Origin of the sequence: Methylomonas sp. EFPC1, assembly GCF_016925515.1 — a bacterium.
Lineage (GTDB): Bacteria > Pseudomonadota > Gammaproteobacteria > Methylococcales > Methylomonadaceae > Methylomonas > Methylomonas defluvii.
In genome coordinates this window covers 434,865-458,628 of record NZ_CP070494.1, presented here as the reverse complement: position 1 = coordinate 458,628, position 23,764 = coordinate 434,865, and the positions used below count along the sequence as shown (strand labels likewise).

22 protein-coding genes, 1 tRNA gene and 1 pseudogene are annotated in these 23,764 nt (G+C 51.0%); 10 read left to right on the top strand and 14 right to left on the bottom strand.

Annotated features, from left to right (window positions below; translation table 11 throughout):
• Positions 1-22 precede the first annotated feature (22 nt).
• From rplU to proB, 4 genes are all read left to right on the top strand, one after another.
• Positions 23-334: a 50S ribosomal protein L21 gene (gene rplU / locus JWZ98_RS02140; RefSeq protein WP_033156113.1), complete on the top strand. Its 312-nt coding sequence runs from the start codon at positions 23-25 to the stop codon at positions 332-334.
• A 17-nt stretch (positions 335-351) separates the two neighbouring features.
• Complete coding sequence (gene rpmA, locus JWZ98_RS02135) at positions 352-609, top strand: 50S ribosomal protein L27 (protein ID WP_205452929.1); 258 nt, start codon at positions 352-354, stop codon at positions 607-609.
• Positions 610-691: 82 nt separating this feature from the next.
• Complete coding sequence (cgtA, locus tag JWZ98_RS02130) at positions 692-1,750, top strand: Obg family GTPase CgtA (RefSeq protein ID WP_205452927.1); 1,059 nt, start codon at positions 692-694, stop codon at positions 1,748-1,750.
• On the top strand, positions 1,737-2,858 hold the full coding sequence (gene proB, locus JWZ98_RS02125; protein ID WP_205452925.1) for a glutamate 5-kinase: 1,122 nt from the start codon (positions 1,737-1,739) through the stop codon (positions 2,856-2,858). Before cgtA ends, proB begins: the two co-directional genes overlap by 14 nt.
• A gap of 178 nt (positions 2,859-3,036) precedes the next feature.
• On the opposite strand, the gene JWZ98_RS02120 is transcribed toward proB, so the two are convergent.
• A complete protein-coding gene (locus JWZ98_RS02120; RefSeq protein WP_205452924.1) occupies positions 3,037-4,161 on the bottom strand; it encodes a Fic family protein in 1,125 nt (374 codons plus the stop codon).
• 180 nt (positions 4,162-4,341) lie between these two features.
• The gene (locus JWZ98_RS02115; RefSeq protein WP_205452923.1) at positions 4,342-4,731 is read right to left on the bottom strand and encodes a hypothetical protein; all 390 of its coding nucleotides are present in this window, start codon (positions 4,729-4,731) and stop codon (positions 4,342-4,344) included.
• Positions 4,732-4,929: 198 nt separating this feature from the next.
• On the opposite strand from JWZ98_RS02115, the gene JWZ98_RS02110 reads away from it, so the two are divergent.
• Entirely contained in the window at positions 4,930-6,027 is a 1,098-nt protein-coding gene (locus JWZ98_RS02110) for an IS5 family transposase (protein ID WP_205452922.1), read from the top strand.
• Between the two features lie 166 nt (positions 6,028-6,193).
• Here the strand turns inward: JWZ98_RS02110 and JWZ98_RS02105 are convergent.
• Positions 6,194-7,290: pseudogene (locus JWZ98_RS02105) on the bottom strand (IS3 family transposase); the annotation flags it as partial.
• 104 nt (positions 7,291-7,394) lie between these two features.
• Entirely contained in the window at positions 7,395-8,486 is a 1,092-nt protein-coding gene (apbC, locus tag JWZ98_RS02100) for an iron-sulfur cluster carrier protein ApbC (protein WP_205452921.1), read from the bottom strand.
• 258 nt (positions 8,487-8,744) lie between these two features.
• Between apbC and JWZ98_RS02095 the strand changes: the two genes are divergently transcribed.
• Positions 8,745-10,082 carry a L,D-transpeptidase family protein gene (locus JWZ98_RS02095; protein WP_205452920.1) on the top strand — a complete coding sequence of 446 codons (1,338 nt, stop codon included), beginning with the start codon at positions 8,745-8,747 and terminating at the stop codon, positions 10,080-10,082.
• Positions 10,083-10,095: 13 nt separating this feature from the next.
• Here JWZ98_RS02095 and JWZ98_RS02090 read toward each other — a convergent pair whose 3' ends face one another.
• From JWZ98_RS02090 to JWZ98_RS02075, 4 genes are all read right to left on the bottom strand, one after another.
• Positions 10,096-12,363 carry an EAL domain-containing protein gene (locus tag JWZ98_RS02090; RefSeq protein WP_205452913.1) on the bottom strand — a complete coding sequence of 756 codons (2,268 nt, stop codon included), beginning with the start codon at positions 12,361-12,363 and terminating at the stop codon, positions 10,096-10,098.
• Positions 12,360-12,698 (bottom strand): hypothetical protein, encoded by a 339-nt coding sequence (locus JWZ98_RS02085; protein ID WP_033155833.1) that lies wholly within the window; start codon positions 12,696-12,698, stop codon positions 12,360-12,362. Before JWZ98_RS02085 ends, JWZ98_RS02090 begins: the two co-directional genes overlap by 4 nt.
• A gap of 581 nt (positions 12,699-13,279) precedes the next feature.
• Positions 13,280-13,528, bottom strand: coding sequence for a hypothetical protein (locus JWZ98_RS02080; protein ID WP_033155832.1), 249 nt, complete (start codon positions 13,526-13,528; stop codon positions 13,280-13,282).
• Positions 13,529-13,814: 286 nt separating this feature from the next.
• Positions 13,815-14,216, bottom strand: coding sequence for a hypothetical protein (locus tag JWZ98_RS02075; protein ID WP_033155831.1), 402 nt, complete (start codon positions 14,214-14,216; stop codon positions 13,815-13,817).
• A gap of 259 nt (positions 14,217-14,475) precedes the next feature.
• Between JWZ98_RS02075 and metG the strand changes: the two genes are divergently transcribed.
• From metG to JWZ98_RS02060, 3 genes are all read left to right on the top strand, one after another.
• Positions 14,476-16,545, top strand: coding sequence for a methionine--tRNA ligase (gene metG, locus JWZ98_RS02070; protein WP_205452912.1), 2,070 nt, complete (start codon positions 14,476-14,478; stop codon positions 16,543-16,545).
• Between the two features lie 30 nt (positions 16,546-16,575).
• Positions 16,576-17,151, top strand: coding sequence for an RnfABCDGE type electron transport complex subunit B (locus JWZ98_RS02065; RefSeq protein WP_205452910.1), 576 nt, complete (start codon positions 16,576-16,578; stop codon positions 17,149-17,151).
• A gap of 153 nt (positions 17,152-17,304) precedes the next feature.
• Positions 17,305-17,381: transfer RNA gene (locus JWZ98_RS02060), tRNA-Arg, on the top strand.
• A 241-nt stretch (positions 17,382-17,622) separates the two neighbouring features.
• Here JWZ98_RS02060 and JWZ98_RS02055 read toward each other — a convergent pair.
• From JWZ98_RS02055 to cas6e, 4 genes are all read right to left on the bottom strand, one after another.
• Positions 17,623-17,844 carry a hypothetical protein gene (locus JWZ98_RS02055; RefSeq protein ID WP_205452906.1) on the bottom strand — a complete coding sequence of 74 codons (222 nt, stop codon included), beginning with the start codon at positions 17,842-17,844 and terminating at the stop codon, positions 17,623-17,625.
• Between the two features lie 478 nt (positions 17,845-18,322).
• Positions 18,323-18,652, bottom strand: coding sequence for a type II toxin-antitoxin system RelE/ParE family toxin (locus JWZ98_RS02050; protein WP_205452904.1), 330 nt, complete (start codon positions 18,650-18,652; stop codon positions 18,323-18,325).
• Complete coding sequence (locus JWZ98_RS02045; RefSeq protein WP_205452902.1) at positions 18,649-18,924, bottom strand: type II toxin-antitoxin system Phd/YefM family antitoxin; 276 nt, start codon at positions 18,922-18,924, stop codon at positions 18,649-18,651. Before JWZ98_RS02045 ends, JWZ98_RS02050 begins: the two co-directional genes overlap by 4 nt.
• Positions 18,925-19,069: 145 nt before the next feature.
• A complete protein-coding gene (cas6e, locus tag JWZ98_RS02040; protein WP_240348180.1) occupies positions 19,070-19,447 on the bottom strand; it encodes a type I-E CRISPR-associated protein Cas6/Cse3/CasE in 378 nt (125 codons plus the stop codon).
• 712 nt (positions 19,448-20,159) lie between these two features.
• Here cas6e and JWZ98_RS02035 point away from each other — a divergent pair.
• The gene (locus JWZ98_RS02035) at positions 20,160-21,173 is read left to right on the top strand and encodes an IS110 family transposase (protein WP_205452900.1); all 1,014 of its coding nucleotides are present in this window, start codon (positions 20,160-20,162) and stop codon (positions 21,171-21,173) included.
• 449 nt (positions 21,174-21,622) lie between these two features.
• Here JWZ98_RS02035 and JWZ98_RS02030 read toward each other — a convergent pair whose 3' ends face one another.
• Entirely contained in the window at positions 21,623-22,102 is a 480-nt protein-coding gene (locus JWZ98_RS02030; RefSeq protein WP_205452898.1) for a hypothetical protein, read from the bottom strand.
• Entirely contained in the window at positions 22,099-23,376 is a 1,278-nt protein-coding gene (locus JWZ98_RS02025) for a DNA sulfur modification protein DndB (RefSeq protein WP_205452896.1), read from the bottom strand. Before JWZ98_RS02025 ends, JWZ98_RS02030 begins: the two co-directional genes overlap by 4 nt.
• Positions 23,377-23,764 lie beyond the last annotated feature (388 nt).

Below are 23,764 nucleotides of genomic sequence, written 5' to 3'. Positions count from 1 at the left end.
ATGCTTGATGGAGCTTACGCTGATGTATGCGGTAATTCAAACAGGTGGTAAACAGTATCGGGTCGCAGAGGGTACTACCTTAAAAATAGAAAAACTTGAGTTGGGCGCAGGCGACAGCGTAGAGTTCGACAAAGTACTGATGGTCCAATCCGGCGACTCCGTAAAAGTAGGTCAGCCATTTGTCGAAGGCGGCAAAGTGACTGCGACCGTGGTTTCCCAGGGCAGACACAAAAAAGTCAGAATCATTAAATTCAGAAGACGTAAGCACCACATGAAACAAATGGGGCATCGTCAATACTACACAGAAATCCAGATTACTGGCATTTCTGCTTAATATAACGAGGATAAGAAATGGCTCATAAGAAGGCAGGCGGTAGTACTCGTAACGGCCGCGACTCTCAGGCTCAGCGCCTCGGTGTCAAACGTTTCGGCGGTCAAGTGGTTAAAGCCGGCAACATTCTGGTTCGTCAACGCGGCACCCAGTTCCACCCTGGCACCAACGTAGGCATCGGCAAAGACCACACCTTGTTTGCAACAATCGATGGCAAAGTGGTTTTTGAAGAAAAAGGCCCTAAAAACCGCAAATACGTCAGCATTGCAGCAGCGTAAATTTCTTTGGCTGTGCTGATTGGCACAACTAAAAATAAAAGCCTCGTTTTCAGCGGGGCTTTTTTGTTTATACCGGTAGATTATGAGATTTGTTGACGAAGCGGAAATCCGCGTAGAAGCAGGCGACGGCGGCAATGGCAAAGCCTCATTTCGCCGTGAAAAGTATATTCCCCTGGGCGGCCCGGACGGCGGCGACGGCGGCGACGGCGGCAGTGTTTATCTGGTAGCCACCGAAAACGTCAACACCCTGGTGGATTTTCGCTACCACTCAATACACCGAGCCCAACGCGGACAAAACGGCGGCAGCCGCGATTGCACCGGCAAGAAAGGCGACGACTGCTTCGTCCCGGTCCCACCCGGCACCATCGTTTACGAAGCCGACACTGGCGAAAAAATCGGCGATCTAACCAAACCCGGTCAGCAACTATTAGTCGCCAAAGGCGGATTCCACGGCCTCGGCAACACGCGCTTCAAAAGCAGCGTCAATCGCGCGCCCCAACAAACCAGCAAAGGCTCTGCAGGCGAGCACCGGATGTTGCGCCTGGAATTAATGGTCATCGCCGATGTTGGCTTGCTCGGCATGCCCAATGCCGGCAAATCCAGCCTGATTCGCACCGTCTCTTCCGCACGCCCCAAAGTCGCGGACTACCCATTCACAACCTTACACCCCAACCTGGGCGTCGTGCGTGTCGATGATTTACGCAGCTTCGTCATTGCCGATATCCCCGGCGTCATCGAAGGCGCTGCAGAAGGTGCAGGCCTTGGCTTGCAGTTTTTAAAACATCTATCCAGAACCGGCTTGTTGTTGCACATCGTCGACATCGCCCCCTACGAAAGCGACGAAACACCCGTCAGCGCTGCGCGTAAAATCATCCACGAAGTGGAAAAATGGAGCGAAGATCTATCCAGTAAGCCACGCTGGCTGGTATTAAATAAGATCGACAATGTACCTGACGACGAAGTCGAGCAACATTGCCAAGCCATCGTCGAAGAACTCGATTGGACCGGCCCGGTATTCCTGATTTCCGCTTTAAAAAATCAAGGCACTCAGGCACTGATGTACGCCATCATGGACTTTCTCGACCAACAAAAGGCCGAGCAGAATCAGCAAGCACAGGAGCCGCGCCATGAGCCGTTCTGAGTTTTCGCAAGCTCAGCGCGTTGTCGTCAAAATCGGCAGCTCGCTGCTAACCGACGGCGGGCGCGGCCTCAATAAACAGGCCATCGCCGGCTGGGTCGCGCAAATGGCCGCCCTCAAACGCCAAGGCGTCGACGTGGTACTGGTATCGTCCGGCTCCGTCGCAGAAGGCATGTCCCGCTTAAAGCTAAAAGCCCGCCCGAAAACTTTACATGAACTGCAAGCCGCCGCCTCAGTAGGGCAAATGGGCTTGGTCAGACGCTTTGAAGACGAATTTCAAGTGCACGGCCTGCTAGCCGCGCAAGTACTGTTGACCCATGACGATCTCTCCGACCGCCAGCGTTACCTGAACGCCCGCAGTACTTTACTCACGCTGCTCGATTTCGGTGTCGTACCGGTCATCAATGAGAACGATGCCGTCGCTACCGAAGAAATCCGCTTCGGCGACAACGATACCTTGGGCGCGTTGGTTGCCAATTTGGTAGAAGCCGATTTGTTGATCATTCTTACCGATCAAACCGGTTTATTCGACGCCAATCCCAGCCTAAACCCTAATGCCAAGTTGATATCCGAGATTCGCGTCAACGAACCGTTACTTGATGAAGTGGCAGGTGGCAGCATCAGCGGCCTTGGACGTGGCGGCATGTACACCAAAGTCCGCGCCGCCAGGCTGGCTGCGCGCTCCGGTGCAGCAACAGTGATTGTATCCGGCAAAATTGACAACGTCATCCACGCGGTATTCGACGGCAATGACTTAGGCACTTATTTAATACCGAATATTGCCCCGCTAGTGGCTCGCAAACAATGGCTGGCCGGGCAATTGCAACTAAGAGGCAGTGTGGTACTGGACGATGGCGCGGTAAAAATCCTGAAAGATGCCGGCAAAAGCCTGCTCGCAGTCGGCGTTAAAAGCGTACAAGGTTCGTTTAAACGTGGAGACCTAGTCTCTTGCCTGGATTTGCAAGGCAATGAAATCGCCCGCGGCTTAATCAATTACGGCGCGGACGACGCCAATAAAATCGCCGGCAAACCCAGCAGCGAATTCGAAACTTTGCTGGGCTACGCCGACGAAGACGAACTTATCCATCGCGATAATTTAGTATTGGTCTGAGACCAGACGACTTCGCGACTAGCCAAGTCGTCTGCCATCAAGCTCAGGTATTCTGGATAACAATACTTGTAGCCTTTATTATCAAGGCCTGTAGGACTTAAAGCCAAAAACAGGGGACAAAACAGGGGGCATTAGTTCGGAATTTCTTCTCTTTACCCTTTTTCCGGTTAAACCTGCGCTATCTGAACAACTGCAAGTAATCATCAAACAGATACATTTTGCCGCGTTTGCCGCCGGTGATTTCTTTCAAAATGCCAAACTGCTCCAAATCAGCAATCAGTTTGTATGCTGACGCAGCGGATATTTCTGCCACATCACCTACCTTGGAAGCATCAATCATCGGACGCTGGTACAAATAATTAATGATTTTTTGTGCATTGGCAGCCCTGCTGCCCAAGGTCTGTACTTGGCTATCTACAATCTTTTGTAGCTTCAGAATATTGTCAAAAGTGGTAATGCTGTTTTGCGCAGTTTCGATAACACCAACCAGAAAAAATTTGAACCATTGCAGCAAGTCGTTTTTTTCTCTTACCCGCATTAGATTGTCGTAATAAAGCGAGCGATTGCGTTCGAAAAAATCCGACAGATACAACACCGGCTTCTTCAATATCCCCTTGCTCACAAGATACAGTGTAATCAACAACCTTCCTACGCGGCCATTGCCGTCCAAAAAAGGGTGAATGGTTTCGAACTGGTAATGCACCAAGGCAATTTTAAGCAATTCGGGAAAATACTGAACATCGTTATGCACAAACAGCTCAATATCGCCGATTAACTCACTGATAGACGTATGTACTGGCGGCACGAACACTGCGTCATTAAGCGTTGCCCCACCTATCCAATTCTGGCTGAGCCGAAACTCGCCCGGTTGCTTATGCTTGCCGCGCACGCTCTGCATTAGGGTTTTATGAGTCTCACGGATTAAGCGAGCTGAAAAAGGTAGCGTCTGCAAATTCGCAATCGCCTCATTCATCGCTGCCACATAATTTTGCACTTCTTCCCAGTCATCCCGTTTATCCAATGCAACATCTTCCTGTTCGAGCAACGCTTCCTCCATATTGGTCTGCGTGCCTTCGATCTTGCTGGATTGAGTGGATTCCTTCAATACGTGCATGCGAATGAATAAATCAATATTAGGGATGTAGTCAGAATACATATCCAACCGGCCTAATTCCCGATCCGCCTGCCCCAGTAGTTGAATCAACTCCATGTTATCCAGTACCCAAGCACGATTGATGGTGCTCGGCTGGAAACTTTTATAATGTGTTTGCTGGACGATTTGACCCGCTTTAAAATTTTTCATCGCCTTGGCTTTTCCCTGAAACTAAAACAACCTCACTTGATATTTTAGATTTTACGCAAAAACTAAAATAGCACAACACACTATTTCAGTTCGCAGAGCTCTCATATCGCACTAAAGATGTTTTTTGCTGAATAGCTTCAGGCACAAAAAAGCCGGCACTTGGCCGGCTCTGGCTTTTGGTTAGATTGGTTTTGATTTCTTCTTTTTAGGCTTGGCTTCCCGTTCCGCTAAGATTTTCTCTACCTCAGCTTTAGCGGCTAAATATAATTCCTGATCAATATCGGAGGGAGGATTTACCGCCGGTTTCGGCTTATCACTTTTACGAGGTGCCTCGTAATAACTATTAATCACTTCCCTGATGTCTTTGATTTCATTGATTGCCGCTTCTAAGGTGTAATAGATAATTTCATCGTTCCACTTACCAGCGCCATCCAGAAACTGACCTGCAACATGGGGCAAGATTGATTCAGCGCGTCTACACATTGGGGTAATGCAGTCATGTAACGAAGTAGGCGATGCATCGGCTGCGGAAAATTTCAAACTAGTTGTCGCCTCAATGTAAAAAGTCATGCGGCGATAGAAGTGGCCCCATCTGTTTGAACAGCAAATCCGGAATTTAAAGTGAAATCCCTGCCGTGGTTTAGGCGACCAACTTGAGGGTTGGCAACCCATCGTTATCAGGCTGGTGAAAAACTCGGAAACCTAAGCAATCCAAGACAACTAACCGGCGCCAATGGGTAAAATAGGCTATTTAAATTGGAACCCCCCATGCGTGGACACGATGCCATCCAAAACAGTTGGTTCAGTTATGTCAGTCTGGAAGACCGGATTCCCAAACAGCATCCGTTGCGTCGTTTACGGCTGTTGGTCGATGGCGTACTGGCCTCGATGGATGCCGTCTTTGCCGCGCGTTACTCGCACACTGGCCGTCCCTCGATTGCCCCTGAAAAACTGCTGCGCGCCTTGCTGTTACAAGTCCTGTATACGGTCCGTAGCGAGCGTCAGTTGATGGAACAACTGGACTACAACCTGTTGTTTCGCTGGTTTGTCGGTCTGGGCATCGACGACGCCGTGTGGGAACGCACAGTGTTCAGTGCCAACCGCGAACGCCTGCTGTCCGAAGCCCTGAGTCGCGAATTTTTTGAGCGGGTACTGGCCATAGCCGAATGGCAAAATCTGGTGTCCGACGAACACTTCAGCGTCGACGGTAGCCTCATTGAAGCCTGGGCCTCGCATAAAAGCTTCGTTAAAAAAGACGGCAGCGGCCCGGACAAACCCGCCGGCCGCAATCCCGAGGTCGACTTCAGCGGCGAAAAGCGCAGCAACGCCACCCACCACAGTACGACCGATCCCGAAGCCCGGCTTTACAAGAAAGGCGAATACACCGAGGCCAAACTGCGTTACATCACCCATGCCTTGTCCGAGAATCGCAACGGCCTGATTGTCGATGTCGAAACCACTCAAGCCACCGGCACCGCCGAAATCGAAGCCGCGCAAAACATGATCAAACGCCGCGTGCCCAAAGGCGGCAGCGTCGGTGCCGACAAAGGCTACGACCAAGCGGCGTTCGTCAACGGACTCGAGTCCCGTGACATCAAAGCCCATGTGGCCCGCAAAAAGACCGGCAGTGTCGTCGATGGCCGGACCGCTCGCGGCAAAGGTTACGCCCAAAGTCTCAAGCGCCGCAAAATCGTCGAAGAAGCCTTTGGCTGGGTCAAAACGGTCGGCGGCCTGCGCAAAACCCGTCACATCGGCTTAGCCAAAGTCGCGGGTCAGGCCTTGTTTTGCTTTGCCGCCTACAACCTGACGCGCATGCTCAACCTATTGGTGTTCACGCCGAAACCGGCGTGGAGTGCGCCCACCTAGGGCGAAGTTCGCCTGAAAACCGTCCACAGACGGCTTCAGGCGAATAAAAAGCCCTTGAAACCGGGGCAAAACGCTTGAAACTCGATGTCATGACCGATTTCAACTCGAAAAAATCACTTACATCGTGGGTAAGGGGAAATATCGGCGGGTTTTTCACCAGCCTGTTATACGCCTGATGCGGCGTTTTTCGTTTCAATCGGGAATGCGGTCGTTCGTGGTTGTACCACTCGAAATACTCCAGGATTGAAGCGCGGGCTTGGCCGACGGAATCGTAGGCATGCAGGTAAACCCACTCGTATTTGACCGATCGCCATAGCCGTTCGACGAAGACATTATCCCGCCAGGCGCCGCGACCGTCCATACTCAGCTGGCAGCCCTGGCCTTTCACCGCATCAACAAACGCCTTGGCGGTAAACTGGCTGCCTTGGTCGGTGTTGACGATATCCGGTCTGCCGTAGCGTTTGAAAGCCTGTTCCAACACGTCCACCGCATGACAGGCTTCCAGGGTAATCGCGACCTTGGCGGCCAGGACTTTGCGAGTGGCCCAGTCGACGACCGCCGTCAAATAAGCGAAGCCTTTGTCCAGCGGGATGTAGGTCGTATCCAGCGCCCAGACCTGATTGGCACGGTTGATGGTCATGCCGCGCAGCAAGTAAGGATAGATTTCATGTCCCGGCGTCTTCTTGCTGGTATTGGGCTTGCAGTACACCGCCTCAATGCTCATTTTCATCATCAAGGTTTTCACCCGTTTGCGGCCAATGGGGATGCCTTGCAGATTGAGCTGATCCCGTAACTGGCGAGCGCCCATGAACGGGTGTTTCAGGTGCAGTTCGTCGAGTCTGCGCATGATGTCCAACTCGGGCTCCGAAACCGGCTTGGGCAGGTAGTACACACTGCCGCGACTGATGCCCAGTAGCTTGGCCTGCCGACCAAGCGGCAACTTGGATTGACGGTCGATCATCGCTTTGCGCTCAGCAATCCCGCCTTGGTGAGCGCGCTCCCTAAAAAATCATTCTCCAATGTCAGTTGGCCGATTTTCGCATGCAGGGCTTGCAAATCGACGGTGGGCGATTCGGACTCCGCGGGTTTCCCAAACACTTCGGCAGCCCGCTCGCTCAGCTGCTTCTTCCAATCGACAATCTGATTTTGATGGACCTCGAACTCCTGGGTCAATTGGGCCAGGGTTTTATCGCCAGCCAGTGCTGCCAGCGCAACTTTGGCTTTGAAGGCCGGTGAATGTTTTCTTCTCGGTTTTTTGGACATCTTCTGCTCCATTGCTTTGTCCTTGCGGACGTTCAAAAGTAGCAGGGTTTTTCACTTAACCAAGTGTTCAATTTTTCGGCACCATCTCTATCACTGAAACACCATCAAGTATTCTGGATAACAATATTCGGAAACCGGCCGCTGTAATCCCGCGCGCGCATCGCCAACTTGGCGGCCATTTTGCGGGCAATCGCTTTGTAGATTTGCGCCGGCCGACCATCCGGATCGGCCACCACTGTAGGCCTGCCGCTATCGGCATACTCGCGGATGTGAATATCCAGCGGTAAAGAGCCCAACAAATCCAGCTTATTCTTGATTGCCATCGCTACGCCGCCGCCTTGGCCGAAAATCGCTTCTTCATGCCCGCAATTGCTGCAAATATGCACACTCATATTTTCCACTAACCCCAATATAGGCACGTTGACTTTTTCGAACATCCCCAAGCCGCGTTGCGCATCAATCAGGGCAATATCCTGTGGCGTCGTGACGATCACCGCACCACTCACTGGTATTTGTTGAGCCAATGTCAGCTGAATGTCGCCGGTACCGGGCGGCAGATCGATGATCAGATAATCCACATCCTGCCACTGGGTTTGATTCAGTAATTGTTGCAAAGCACCGGTAACCATGGGTCCACGCCAGATCATCGGCTGATCCGGATCGATCAGATAACCGATCGAAATGGTCTGCACGCCGAACGAGATTTTCGGCAACATACTTTTGCCATCAGGACTGTCGGGCTTACCGGACAAGCCCAGCATGGTCGGAATGCTGGGGCCGTAAATATCGGCATCCAGAATACCGACATTAGCGCCTTCGGCCGCCAAGGCCAGAGCAAGATTCACCGAAGTGGTGGACTTGCCGACCCCGCCCTTGCCGGAGGCCACTGCGATGATGTTTTTCACATTCGGCAAGGGCTTCAGCGCCTTTTGCACCGAATGCGAAACGATATTGAAACTGACCGACACATCCAGTTTGCCGACGTCCGGCAAAGTTTGCAGACGCTGTGTTACCGCCCCCTTCAGTGCTTCAAGATAACTTTTAGCGGGGTAACCCAACTCGATAACCACGCTGACATCACTGCCGTCCACACTGATTTTCTTAACGGATTTTGCCGAAACCAAGTCGGTTTCCACATTCGGATCGATAAAGTGTTTAAGTAAATTTTCGACAGCCGTTTTGTCAATGCTCGCCATGCGGAACTCCGAAGTAAGGGGAAATAATAACCAAGCAAAATAGTGTGAATATGATAACACCTTAAAAGGACGCCATTAAATCCGCCCCATTGTTAAAAAATAGTTTTCTCTTGCAGAATAATGCTTTATCGTAACGACTTAACAATTAGCCTTAATAGTTAATTCTTAATTAAGACTTAATGCCGCCTTCATCTGATTTTAATTTGGATCGCTTACCTTCAACCATCCGCTCCATCACTATCTGCGCCTATCATAAACATGTCAGCAGTCATTCAAAACCGTACTGTTTCACCGATACCGCTAGTCTTCGTTGTGGCAGTAGTCAGCGCCCTGCTTAGCGGCTGTCAAAGCATACCGTTGTTTTCCGACAACCAGCCGGAACACATCGTCTGGAACTCCAAACCGGACAGTATTGCCAGTCATGAGTTTAACCTGAACAGCGGCCAAGGCATGGTCGGTACGCTAGCCAGTATCAGCAGCCGCGAAAACGATACGCTGTCCGACATCGGCCGCCATTACGGTTTGGGTTACAACGACATTACCATCGCCAATGCCCATCTCGATCCATGGACCTTGCCCGCCGAGCAAACCGTGTTGCTGCCTTTGCGTTTCGTGCTCCCCGACGCCCCACGCAAAGGTATCGTGTTGAATCTGGCCAATATGCGCATGTTCTATTACCCCAAAAATCAAGCCAATACCGTGCTGACGTATCCGGTGGGCATCGGCCGCCAAGGCTGGAACACGCCGTTAGGACAAACCCAAATTGTCGCAAAAAAGGCCAATCCGGACTGGACGGTACCGGAATCGATCCACCGCGAACATCAGGCATTGGGAGACCCACTACCAAAAGTGATACGTTCCGGCCCGGACAACCCTTTGGGCAGCTACGCCATGCCCTTGGGTTTCAGCGGCTATTTGATCCACGGCACCAACAAGCCTTACGGGATTGGTTTACAAGTCAGTCATGGTTGCGTACAGCTATACCCTGAAGATATAGAAGTCTTGTTCAACAAAGTAGAAGTCGGCACCCCGGTTCGCATCGTCCACCAGCCGTACATGGCAACCTGGCAAGATGACATGCTTTATCTGGAAGCTCATCGCCCCTTAGACAAATGGGAAAAACAGCAAAAACAGCTACAAAAAGATATTCGGAAAAAATTGCAACAGCTAGCCTCCGAAAAACAGGCAACGGTTGATTGGAGCAAAGTCGAGCGTATTTTACAACGCGCCGACGGCGTCCCCACCCCGGTCTTGCCGAACAGTGCCGACCTACCCGAACTCACAGCCGATGCGGTGCAACTTGCCCATCCTGAGCAATTCTTCGGTCAACCGGTCATCGACGAATTGAGCGACAGTGACTGGTCCATTCTGGCCGCCAGCTTCGAAAATGAGACCGACGCCCAAAAGCTGGCAGCCATGCTCAATCACCAAGGGCCGCCGATTCCCGCCCGTAAAATTGCCAAGGATGGTAGCTTTCAAGTGGTTGCCGGACCGTTTAAGAATAAGAAAGAAGCCAAAACCGTTGCACAACGCATCAAGCTGAATTTCGACATGGACGTTAAAGCTATCGATCCGAAGCAGGCTTCAAGAAACTGAGCGCAGCCAAGCCTTATTGCTGTTGCAACATGGACTGCCGCAACAGGGCAGATGCCTGTTCGGCCGGCACGGGTTTACTGAAAAAATACCCTTGTCCGTAATTGCACTGTTGTCCGCCCAAAAAATCCAACTGACTCTGATCTTCGACGCCTTCGGCCACCAGCTCCAGCTTCAACTGGCCCGCCATGGCCGAAATAGCCGACACAATCGCTCTATCGTTGGCGTCGGTGCAAATATCCTTCACGAACGATTTATCGATTTTTAAGGTATCAAGCGGAAAACGCTTCAAATAACTGAGCGAAGAATAACCGGTACCGAAATCATCCACCGAAATCCGCACTCCCAGCTGCTTGATCTGACTCAGCGTGTCCAGCGTCGTATCCAGCTTATGCATCAAGATGCTTTCGGTAATCTCCAACTCCAGCAACTCCGGCGAAAGCTCGGTTTCTTTAAGCACATCCAACACCACATCCAGCAACTGGCGCTGATCTTGGAAGCGGTGAAACTGCCGCCCGGACAAATTGACCGCAATTCGAGTCGGCATACCGGCCAACTGCCAGGCCCGTGCCTGTTTGCATGCAGTTCGCAATACCCAAGCCCCAATTGGCACGATCAGCCCGGTTTCTTCAGCCAAGCCGATAAATTGATCCGGCATGACGATACCCATGGCGTGATTGTGCCAACGTATTAACGCCTCCATACCGATGATGCAACCGCTATCGATTTTCACCTGCGGCTGATAGTGCAATACCAGTTCATCCAAATCCAAAGCCTGGCGCAAATGATGCTCCAGCTTCAGATAATGCTGAGCGGCGCTGTTCATTTCCGGGGTAAAAAACTGGTAATTATTTTTGCCCAGCTTTTTGGCGTGATACAAAGCAGAGTCGGCCTGCGCCAGCAATTCGTCGAACGAAAGCGAATTATCCGGATAAATACTGATACCAATACTGGCCCGTGAATAGATTTGATGCTGTTGAACCTGTAAAGGCTCGTTCAAGGCATGTAATATTTTGATGGCCACTTTGGCGGCATCCAGACTATCTGCAATATTGGGCAGCATAATAATAAACTCATCCCCGCCCATCCTGGAGGGCGTATCGCCTTCCCTCAAACAACCGGAAATTCGCTTGGCAACAGCTCTGAGTAATTCATCACCCACGGCATGCCCAAAGGTATCGTTGATCGCCTTGAAATTATCCAGATCGAGAAATAGAAACGCGATAATGCCTTGCCTGCGCTGCGCTTGCGTAATGAACTGCAAGGCTCTATCGGTTAACAAAGTCCGGTTCGGCAACTCGGTAAGCGCATCGAAATGGGCAATATAATCCAGGCGTTGCCGTGCGCGTTTCACTTCCTCAATTTCACGGGCATTATCGATTACCAGCGACAACGAATGCGCAAAACTCAACGCCAACTCTTCATCGTTCTTGGTAAACAGCTCACCACTGTATTTATCGCTGAGATAGATACGCCCATACACCCGGCCTTGATGAGAAATAGGCACCGCCAATAAGGATGTCATCTGCGGATGATGTGGTGGAAAGCCGGCGCTGCGCGGGTCCTTGCCCATATCCGCAAGCCTCAAGGAGACGTTTTCCTCAATGACTACCCCCAACAAGCCCCTCCCCTCAGGTAAATGACCTATTTGCTGAGCTTGCTCGTCGCTGATACCGGCATAAATAAACTCCGTCAACGCGCCGCCGTTGTCAACTATCCCAATAGCACCATAACGAGCATCCAACAAATTACAAAGCGCATCAATGCCGGCCTGCAATAACTCGGTTTCGATTGATGTATGGGCCAGCACCCCCAGCAAGCTGCGCGCAGCGTCGTTCAATGCGGCCAGACGCCCAACCCAAACCACCGTTTGCTCGTGGTTGGTTTCCGCCGCAATTTTAAGGCGCATAGTCTCTTTCAGCAGCAGTCGCTCACGGTTCAGCAGAACTTCCAAAATACTTTGCCGGGTAACCACGCCAACGAATTGACCTTTGTTGAGCACAGCCAAGGCTCCCAGCTGATTTTCATCCATCAGACATAGCGCTTTGCGGACGCCAAGCTTAGGAGCGACACTAAGCATAGGCCGATGCTCGACCAAATCTGCAAAAATCCAATTGGGATGTTTTGATATATCGTGATCGGTGGCCAAACCGCAAAACTCTTCCACCGGCGCTTCCCGAAAAACGGCAAAAACGATATTGCGCTCAACGCTGCAAGGCCGCTCCTCCTCCATAACCCGACGAACGTGCGGCCATAAACAATCGCCAACCGCCAGTTGTTTCATAACTTGGTATTTAGCTGAACGGAAATATCCATCTCCGCATGCAATATTTCATCGGCACTCATCAAGGGCTTTATCTGAGTCAACACGAAATCGATTAACGCAGCCTTGCTGATACGTTTTAGCAAGCTCTGTCTTACCAAAAGATCACTGATCACATCGTCATCAAACTCAATATGCTCAAACGGCGCTTTTACCAATAGTTCGATTGCCCGGCGCATGGCGATGCAGCCAATCGGAGACTCCTTGCCTAACACCAACATATCTTTTAACGGCGGAATAGCGTATTCGCCCAAGTTGGCAGAAATATGAATTTGATTTTGGCTGGCTTTGTACATGGTCTAATGGCCGAATTATCTGACAAATTGAAAGGTTAATTTAGCAGATTTTCAGTTTTGAGAATTATTTCAGTAGCAGCCAACGCTAGCTCAGAGACTTCACTTGCCGCTCGACCACGTGCTATGGAAATGAAGAAAGGAAGGACTTAAAAGTTACCGCTAAAATCATGCGCTTTAGCGACTATTCATCCGCAGCGACTAAAGAAAGTACTCGGAAAGAGGGAATTTGCATTGCGTTTGCCGGCTTGCCTAATTAGACGACAGCTGTCAACTAAGCACGCCGGTAAACGCTATCCAGACAATCGAGGGGAGATTATCCGGTCACAAAACAGGCGGCAGTGACCGCCAAAAAACAATTATCTCAGTCAAACCAAACCGCTCAAAACCCTCTATCAAACCGACTCTTAAACTCCCTGGATTCGTCATTCCTGAGAAGGTCGCAACCGTTAAAGAATTCTCAGCTAATCCGGCATAGCCGCTGGGCTCCCGCCTTCGCGGGAGCGACGATATGTAAGAATTGGATTAATCGTTTCGTAAAGTCTTGGCCGGCAAGTTGTCGAACCGAATAGGTTCAACGGGTATCAGTTGCCACCTTTGAAGGTAATTTCCAGCGCGTGCAAGGCATTAGCGCAATTAGCGCTGCCTTGAATAGCCGGATCATCGTGACAAGCTTGGTTTTGGGTACGCGCCTCTTTAATGTTGGCCACATACCAAGCGACGGTTTTGACATCCTCGCCAGCCGCTTCATTGGCATTAGTAACATTCAACGCCGTAGTCAAACCCAGCGCGGCAACGGCAGCGGCTATTATCATCATGTGTGCTTTTTTCATAAAAACTCCTTGGCTTCTCGATTATCGGGGGAACGATTAACGCCCATGCAAACCCGCATGAGCTGGCGATAATCTAGCAAAGAATCCTAACGTTTAAAATGTGGCCGATTGCCGCGCGACAATATGTCTCTACAGTGCGGCATATCACACAATTTTGCACAAAAAGCCCTAAATGCGGCTGACAAAAAGCGTTAATAACAAATGGCCGCAAAACACAGCGGGACAGCCCAGGCAGGTTTGTTGGAGAAAATACGGCGCAATAAGCCAAAGCCATTGCGCCAGGGATTTATTTGATTTTGACCAGTTCCTTACCATTGCTGGAGAAACTGCAGATACCGGCTGCGAAATAAGTACATTCGTCCGATTGCTCCAGCTTGGCACCGTTAGGCGTCAGATGAATTTTCACTGAGCACGAGCGCGCTTCGCCCTCAATGTGCTTTTTCAAGACCAATTCGTTTTCACCAACACTTTTAGCCTCATCGGATACCGTTGCGGAACAAGCGTGCTTGCCGGCTTCATCGGGATTGGGTTCGAAATCCACATCCACCGTGGCGTTAATGTCTTTTCCCAAGGTCGTAATCTTCAAATGCTGTACATGATTGCCGTCGCGCAACAGATAATGGTCAGTAGCCGCCGCCGCAGTACCGGAAGCCAGCATCGCGATGGCCAGAAACAACGTTTTTCTCATGATGTTACCTCTTCTTATAAGTTTAAGTGATTCAAAAAGGGCTAAGGCCGATCCGACTTTAAGTATGCCATGCCGGACGGTATAGCGCTTAAGCTGGAGGCTTGGTTGGGATTGTACCTTACTGATCCCTATTACCAAACATCCCTAGCCCCCGCATCAGGGTAACGCGCCGGCAATCGGCAAACCGCTGCCCAAACCATGAAAGCCCTGGCGATTTATGCCATAATCCGCCCTCATTTTCCCAGGCTGTTTTAACCCCATGTCTAACCGAAAAATCCTTGTTACCAGCGCCTTACCGTATGCCAACGGCCCTATCCACTTGGGCCACCTTGTCGAATACATTCAAACCGACATCTGGGTGCGGTTCCAGAAACAACGCGGGCAAAATTGCTACTACGTCTGCGCCGACGACACCCACGGCACACCGATCATGCTTAGAGCCGACAAGGAAGGCATTACCCCGGAACAACTGATCGCCGATGTGGAAAAGCAGCATCGCGCTGATTTCCAGGAGTTTGGTGTCGCGTTTGACCAATACCACAGCACCCATTCGCCCGAAAACAAAGAATACTCCGCGCTGATCTACAAACGCCTGCGCGCCGGCGGCCACATCAGCCAACGCAGCATTACCCAGGCCTACGATCCGGTGAAAAACATGTTCCTGCCGGACCGTTTCATCAAGGGCGAATGCCCGAAATGCGGCGCGGCCGACCAATACGGCGACAGCTGCGAAGCCTGCGGCGCCACCTATTCGCCCACCGAACTGAAAAACGCCGTTTCAGCCATCTCCGGCGAACGCCCCATCGAAAAAGATTCAGAGCATTATTTCTTCGAACTCGGCCATTTCGCCGAGATGCTGCGCGACTGGACCACCGCCGGCCACTTGCAACCGGAAGTCAGCAACAAGATGGCCGAATGGCTGGAAAACGGCCTACAGCAGTGGGATATTTCCCGCGACGCGCCGTATTTTGGTTTCGAAATTCCGGACGCGCCGGGCAAATATTTTTACGTCTGGCTGGATGCGCCCATCGGCTACATGGCCAGCTTCAAGCACTTCTGCGACCGCCAAGGCCTGGACTTCGACCAGTTTTGGCAAAAAGACAGCACCACCGAGCTGTACCATTTCATCGGCAAGGACATCATTTACTTCCACGCCCTGTTCTGGCCGGCCATGCTGCACGGCGCAGACTTTAGAACACCCAGCGCGATCTTCGCCCACGGCTTTTTAACCGTCAACGGCGAGAAAATGTCCAAATCGCGCGGCACCTTCATCAAGGCCCGCACCTACCTGGACCATCTCAATCCGGAATATCTGCGCTATTACTTCGCCGCAAAACTCAGCGCCGGCGTCGATGACATCGACTTGAGCTTCGACGATTTCAGCCAGCGCGTCAATTCCGACTTGGTCGGCAAAGTGGTTAATATCGCCAGCCGTTGCAGCGGCTTCATCGCCAAGCGTTTCGACGGCCTGCTTTCGGCAGAATGCGCCGAACCGGCCTTATTCCAGCAGTTTGTCGACGCCAACAGCACGATTGCCGATTTATACGAAAGTCGCGAGTTCGGTAAAGCGATGCGCGAAATCATGGCGCTGGCCGATAAAGCCAATCAGTATATCGACGAGAAAAAGCCCTGGCTGATCGCCAAAGAAGAAGGCAAAGATGCCGAGCTGCATGCTGTATGCAGCATGGGCGTCAACCTGTTTCGACTGCTGGTCGTATATTTACGCCCGGTCATTCCAACGCTGGCAACCAATGCCGAAAGCTTTTTAAACATCCCGGCGCAAAGCTGGCCGAGCGATGCTCAACCGCTGCTCGACCATAAAATCAACAGCTTCGTACCGTTGATGACCCGCGTAGAGCCGGACAAAATCGCCGCGATTGTAGAAGCCTCCAAAGAAAATCTGGAAAAGACGCCACCGGTTGTAGCCAAGCCAGGCAAACAAGCTGCCGCAGTGGAAAACAATCCCGAGCAAGTAGCAAAAGCGATAGCCGAGCCGATTGCCGAAGCGATAGAGATCGAAGATTTCGCCAAAATAGATTTACGTATCGGCCGCATCGTCAAAGCCGAATCGGTGGAAGGTGCGGAAAAACTGCTGCAACTGACCGTCGATCTGGGCGGTGAAACCCGCAACATCTTCGCCGGCATAAAATCAGCGTACGCACCGGAAGAGTTGGAAGGCAAACTGACAGTGGTAGTGGCAAATCTAAAGCCGCGCAAAATGCGCTTCGGCACCTCGGAAGGCATGGTGCTGGCGGCAGGCCCCGGCGGCAAAGACATCTGGGTGCTATCGCCGGACCAAGGCGCGCAGCCGGGCATGCGGGTTAAATAACGCGAAGCTGTGGAGACTAATTAATTGGCAATGAGCGAGCGAAGCGAGGCATCTCTAGCCGACCAAATCGACGCGCTACTACCGCAAACCCAATGCCGTAAATGCGGCTATCAGGGTTGCCGACCTTATGCGGAAGCCATCAGTAACGGTCTAGCGGACATAGACCAGTGCCCACCGGGCGGCGACCAAGGCATCCAGTTGCTGGCCGATTTATTAAAAGTACCCGCCAAGCCCTTGAATCCGGCATTCGGTGTCCAGCACCCGCTACACGTAGCCGTGATAGACGAGGCCGCCTGCATAGGCTGCACCAAATGCCTGCCGCCTTGCCCGACCGACGCCATCCTCGGTGCGTCCAAGCATATGCATACCGTTATCGCCGCATTGTGTACCGGCTGCGAATTATGCGTCGCGCCCTGCCCCGTCAACTGCATCAGCATGGTTGCATCGACGAACACCGAATGGACCATAGCTAATGCAGATCAATCCAGACAGCGCCACCAAGCCAAAAACCGGCGCCAAGCCAGAGCGGAAGCGGAAAAATCCGAACGGCTGAATCGGCAAAAACAACTGCTGGCAAAACTCAATAAAGGAAAATCCGCCGTTTAAACCCGGATTGGCGATGACTTTAACGGCATTTAATCTTATAATGGCGCGCTTACCCGATTCGGCCCAGTAGCCGTTATATATCCTGAAAGTAAATCCTCTTAGGTTTTCAGGATTAAGGTAAAAAGCCTACACCGCTTGACCGCAAATCACATTGCGCCCGTAGCTCAGCTGGATAGAGCGCAGCCCTCCGGAGGCTGAGGCCAGAGGTTCGAATCCTCTCGGGCGCGCCATTTGACATGTTTCCTGCCCTATCTTGACTCTGCGTACAATGTTGCCGAGAGGCCTTTAGTAGCAAATAGTGTTTTGCCATGCCTGGCAAACCCGCTTCCGAAACCCCGATCAAATGGGCATTTAATATTAGCCTGCCCCTTAACGTCTCTGGAGTCGCCATACCCGCGAAAGCAGAAATCCAAAAAGCTGCTGGGCTATGGTCATAGCTGGAAAATCGATACTTAAAGACTAATAAACAGGCTAATCCGGATTGAAGTCACTCAAGGCGTTTTCAAGTTCCTCCAACAGGGTCTTTAACACTTCGGCTTCTTGAAGCAAATGGCTATTTTCTTGGCGGACGGCTCGCCCCGGAACGGCATCAGCCTTAATACTTGGTTTATCCGTTGCTGATTTAACCGGCATATCGGTTAATAAAGCTTCAAGCCCGCGGCCCAGGCCGCGTTTGGGTGGAATATTATTCATATCAATTTAATGACAACAACAAATCCGCAGCACTTGCGGCCGCTTAAGGCCATCATCTCCAGCGCATCGACCCTGGTAACTTCGGCGAAGTGTTGCTGCAACATCAAATAAACTCCTCTTCTAATCCCGGGGAACCGAGCCAATACAAACTGGGGCAACGAATACCAGAGAACCTCCATTTCGCCGGCGAACAAGGCATTTTAGCAATTTCCCTGCCGGCAAGCCGATCAGAAATAGCGGTTGTAACAGAATACGCCCCGCATTCCATGCCTCGACACTTACACCAGTGTCACGAATCGATATTATGAAAGGCAACAGCAGTAAGTCATTCCTCCCCGCGGGTGCGGGGAACGCCGTACAGACTACAATCGCTTCCACCCGAACGTCGGCTCATCCCCGCGGTGCGGGGAATGCGCCGGGCACCGTTTGACAAACCTCTAGCGAAGCGGTTCGTCCTTAATTTTCTTGGTTGTGTCTGCTAGAGAACTCCGATCAGACGCTGGGTTAATAGCGTTTGCATATCGCGCCGCCCATCCAGAATGGCATGGACGACCACTTGTTCAGGCATGCGTTGATAGATGATGCGATAGGGTTTTACGATGATTTGTCGATATTGGCGTATGCCCAAACCCAGTAACTCTTTAGGTACGGTTCCACGCTCGTTCAAATCCGCGAGGCTATTGACGGCTGTTTCGAGGGCATCAATGATTTTTGCTGCCACCTTATCACTGACTTCCGCTAGGAAATAATCATTGATAGCCAGCAAATCGGCCAAGGCCGGTTCGGTCAGCCTTACCGAGACACTCATGCCAAGCCGCGCCGTTCGCGTAAACGACTAAACGCCTCTGCGCTTGACACCGTTTTGCCTTCCGCTAGCGCTTGCTGACTTTGCGCCAACATTTTCAGCAAGGCCAAGGTTTCCTGGGTCTGCTCGTAATCGGCAACCGACTGAACTACCATCGCCGCCTCGCCGTTTTGGGTGATGATCATAGGCTGATGATCGGTTTTTAATTTTTCGATCACCTCAGCGGCGTTGGCTTTTAAGTAACTGATGGGTTTTATGTTTTCGGATAGTTTCATTTGGTTCTGCTCGCAATGAAATAAATTCAGACTGAATTAAGTCCGAATTATAACCGCCGCACCATCAACAAACCACAGCCAAACGCCTTGCCCGGCCCAGGCCGGTGAACAGGGTTTGGCAGAAAATGATTTGCATAAGTCGATCTCACGCTCTGGCAATCGATAACAAGCCGCAACCGAAAGCTTTGGCCGGGCCAATGCCTTGCATCACTTGCGATTCGAATTCGGCCGGATCGGTTACCGTGATGACACCATCAAACAAAACCGTTTGTATTTTGCCGCTACGACCTTCCTTGGCTTTGCGAAAATACGTCACCGGTTCAGGTTGGAGGATCAAAGTTTCCAACGGAGCAAAATCCTGAAGCTTACATTCCAACCAGGCTTGTTGTTGCTCTTCATGCAACAACGGCACACGGACGGTTTTGGTAAAGGTCTTGCCCTGTTTTTCGACCGTACCTTTGCTGCTGTCTTTGATAGTTTTGATCGGATTGGCACGCAACCGAAAGCGTATCGCCGGTTTCATTTCTTGTTCGCGGTACGAGCAAAATCAATCCGGAAAAAGCGACACTAACGAAGCCTTCATGGGCAACCATAGAAGGTTCGAGCGTACCAACGAAGCATTCTAGTGTACGCACGGGAGAGTCGGATGTACGCCCGAAACGGTTGGCGGCACTCACGGGAGGTCTGGACGCACGCACAGACCGTTTGGGGGCGTCCACAGAACGCGCGTCGGCACCTCCGAAACGCTTGTGCGCACCGACAATCCCTCTGTAAGCCCCCACAAAGCGTTGCCCCCCCAATGACTACCCATTACCCGGTTGTATTACCATCAGCCAGCCGTAATCTAAGGCCTTGGTCCAACTCAGGCCACCAAAAAGGGTTTAACGGAATTTTTCTGAGTCGTTGATTTGCAGTTCCCCTGTGAAATTAACGGAGCTGAAGCCGGATTTTTCCGCCTTTTTGGGCGGCCTTTTGCTGTAAACCATACAAAGCTGAGCGTTTTGCAGCTTGAGTATTCCGATGAAATCCGCCACCGATTCCAATGCCTAAACCAACAGCGTATTCCAATCGAAACCCATCAACGTCGCCGACCGGTCAATAGCCGCACAACGAGACGACCCGGCCGGCGAATGTTCAGCCCATAGTAGACGTAGGATGATGACATGGACTCCTCTCCACCCCTCGCGGTGTCATACTGCACCAGAGAATTTAAACGGAGCGACGAGGAGTCCGAAATGAATAGTAACGTAGTGGGTCTGGATACGGCAAAAAGCATTTTTCATCTGTACAGCCAGACGGCGACTGACAAACCGGTGAAAAAGAAACTGAAACGAGCTGAGATGCTGAGCTATTTCGCCAACTTGCCGGTCAGTCTGATTGGACTAGAAGCGTGTGGCGGCGCTCACTACTGGGCGCGGGAGCTAACCAAACTCGGTCACGAAGTCGTGCTGCTGAATGCCAAGTTTGTGAAGGCTTTTGTGGTCGGCAACAAGAACGACTTTAACGATGCGGAAGCCATTTTCACGGCGGTCACCCGGCCCAACAAACGGACGGTAGCGGTGAAAGACGATGCTCAACAAGATATGCAGATGTTGCACCGCTTGCGTCAGGAACGGGTAGCCGAGCGCACGGCGCTGGCCAACCAGATGCGCGGTTTTTTAGCGGAACGCGGCATCGTGTTGGCAACAGGCCTCAACAGCGTGCGCAAAGCCTTACCGCTGATTCTGGAAGACGCTGCCAATGCACTAACGTCCACGGGCCGCGAATTGTTTGCCGAACAGTATCAACGTCTGGTGACCATTGATGCTGACATTAAGGCCCACGAACAACGTATTAGCCGCTTATGCGAGCAAAATGCGCTGAGCAAACGGTTTCGGGACGTGCCAGGTATTGGGCCGATCACGGCCACCATCCTAGCTTCGGACATTGGCGACGGCAAGGGTTATACCCGAGCACGTGATTACGCCGCCAGCCTGGGCGTGGTACCCAGGCAGCACAGTAGCGGCGACAAACAGGTATTGCTGGGCATCAGCAAACGCGGCAACCGTTACTTGCGCACCTTGTTGATCCACGGTGCGCGATCAGTGCTGAAAGTGTGTGGCGGCAAGACCGATCCGCTGAGTTGCTGGCTGCAAGGTCCGATCGAACGACGAGGCTTCAACAAAGCCGCCGTGGCACTGGCCAACAAGAATGCCCGGATACTTTGGGCAATGGCGACGCAGGGCAAAGCATACCAAGCGAGGGCATAACCACCGTTCGAAGCCGGGTTATCCACCCTTTGCCCACGCCTTCACACGAGAGAAGGGTTCCGGCGCGAACAAAGCGTGGATAACCCTCAATCCGGTGTAGTACCAGACAATCAACAGAGTTCAACAGATTGCGGAGGCAAGTAACTCAAAAGTGATGACATTCAACAGGTCAGACCGGTGCTTTTAAATCCCGTTCCGCGCATAGGTTCTCAAGAAACCGTTAGGATGATAGTGGAAAAAGCGCGCGGATAGATTCATCAGGGTCCGAAGGTCAATCAAACACCTTCATCAAGAGACCGAATATATGGCTGCAATCTCGATCTCTGTTGGAAACATCAATTTTGATAACACTTGGCTTGCAATTGGGGAGGAGTCCATATATGCGATGAGGCACGAACCACATCAATCGCGAACGATGCGCTTCAAGCTGTTCATCACATCCTACGGCCCTATGTTTCGTTTTGGTTTTCTAACTCAGCCAAATACAATCGCAAGCGGTGCAGTGAGTCGGAGATTAGTCCTTGTATATCTCCCTGTCCCAAATTCGCTGAAAAGCGAAGAGCTGCCTCCAAACTTGTCATTGCCTCGTCTATATGTGTTAACTCTCCATGAGGTAACTCTGATTTGTTCCTCCATCGATGGTAATGTGACAGTTCGTGAGCTGCGGCTCCCGGTAGTGAAAGAGAAGCATTAGGGTTGACAAGGTTTGTGCCTGGATAAATATCGTCAGAGAAGACAATTTCACCATATTCCTCCCCATCATCGTCTACCGCTTCAATGAACCGGGTTCTGGATCCAGCTTCATATCGAGCGCTTACTAGTGGATCCATGCCTAAAAAGACATTTGATGCACGAGATTTCTCACGCTCTGTTAATGGAGCGACATTTCGCCCATCGAGCAATGACGCAAAGCGTTCCTTTGTCTTCATGGCATCAAAACAGTTAAGTCTCGATTGTTACTGTCGTTGGCCGCAACTATTCTTAAAGCTTTTATAACCTGAATTCGAGCAGCCCGGTTATTGCTTACAGTTGGTCTGCCTGAAACCCCTGGCTTCAAGATACCGAGCCTGCTCCAAAGTGGATTGGCTTTTTCAAACAGATCCCCGCTCCAATCTCCATGAAAATATATTTCTGAAGATCGAATCCTCTCCAATCGCTGACTCCATTTCTCGGTAGCTTTTTGCAGCCCAAGCTCGACAACATCTTCACTAAAATCACTGATGTAAGCACCGAAGCCCTGAAACATGATAGGAGCATCCACGAGAGAAGTTAATCTTATTTGCTTACGCTCCTGCACGGACACCAACCCAAGCTCCGGCCTTACCTTTGTGAGCAATTGCAAAAGCGTTGCCGCAACATGAGCAAACCCATCAATCTCAGATTCGTCGAAGGATTCAGTATCTGCTGCGTATTTTAAGGTTTCTCTCAAAGTCGAAAGAGTTACAACGTCTGGATTCTTTGAAGTTAGGCGGTCAGTAACGCGATTGACATTGCTGTGTAGCGACGGGGTCAGTTCAATTACTTTCTTCGCAAGAACGGAAAGATCATCTAACGACGTTAAGTCATAGGCTTTAGATTTTGCTGTTGGAGTTGGTCTTTGATTCTTATCGAAAAAATAATTTCCTTCATCAGATTTTTTTAGGAAATATAGCTCAACCTTGAATTGTTTATTTAGATCAAAGTGCGGAAACTCGTTGGGTGCCGACTTGTAAATATCACCAGCCTTCAGAATCGCTTGGTGACGATGGTGAGAGTCAGGTAGATAAATTTTTCCATCATAAATGTATATTTTTCTTTCCGCAGCGTCGTAATAAGCATCAAAGTTCCCAGGGCGTAGATTCCAAACGAGCGGATTAATAAAAAGTCGTTGGCCACGCAGCAACTTTTCAGTCATTTCATCTGCTGACACAGCATTAAATATATAGATGTCACTGTCTGGGTAACCTTTTGACAGAGAAAGTTCTTTGGAAACTTTAGAAGTGATTTCAGGTTTCACGCCTCGCTGAACATCTTGGTCAGTCCAAAGCATCTCGGTTTTTGCCGCATCTATAAGCTGTCTAACTGTAACAGTAAAGGTGACAAGCGCTTCTGCTCCTTCGCCAGTGACTTGCACATCGTCACAGCACAATCGTCCTGTATAAACCGAACCACTAGCGTTTCGTTCTGGCTGATCTCGAAATCCTGAAATATTGGGCTCTGACATTTTCGATGTTTTATAAACTAGAGTTTGAAATAAATTAAAATGAGCTTTAATGGACGAATACCCGTCATTAGATCAAATTGAACGGCAGTCCGCAAAGGGTCGAATACGCAACTTCAGTGAACCATCGTTGCCGGTCAGTAACTTAAACAATTTCCACTCCACCACCACATCCACTCAATGGTAAGCCAGACCGTCATCGGCTTCTGGCTCGGCTTTACCCCAATATTGGAAATACGATGCTGTCACGCTCAGTCCTTGATTTGATTGAAACCCATATCCGACAGATATGTTACGCCGCCAGGTAGTGTAGTCGTTTGCAGGTATTCATAAATGCTGAGTCGATCCGGCACAGCAAGAGTTCGGCGTTTGTTAAGTGCTACGCCGCTGG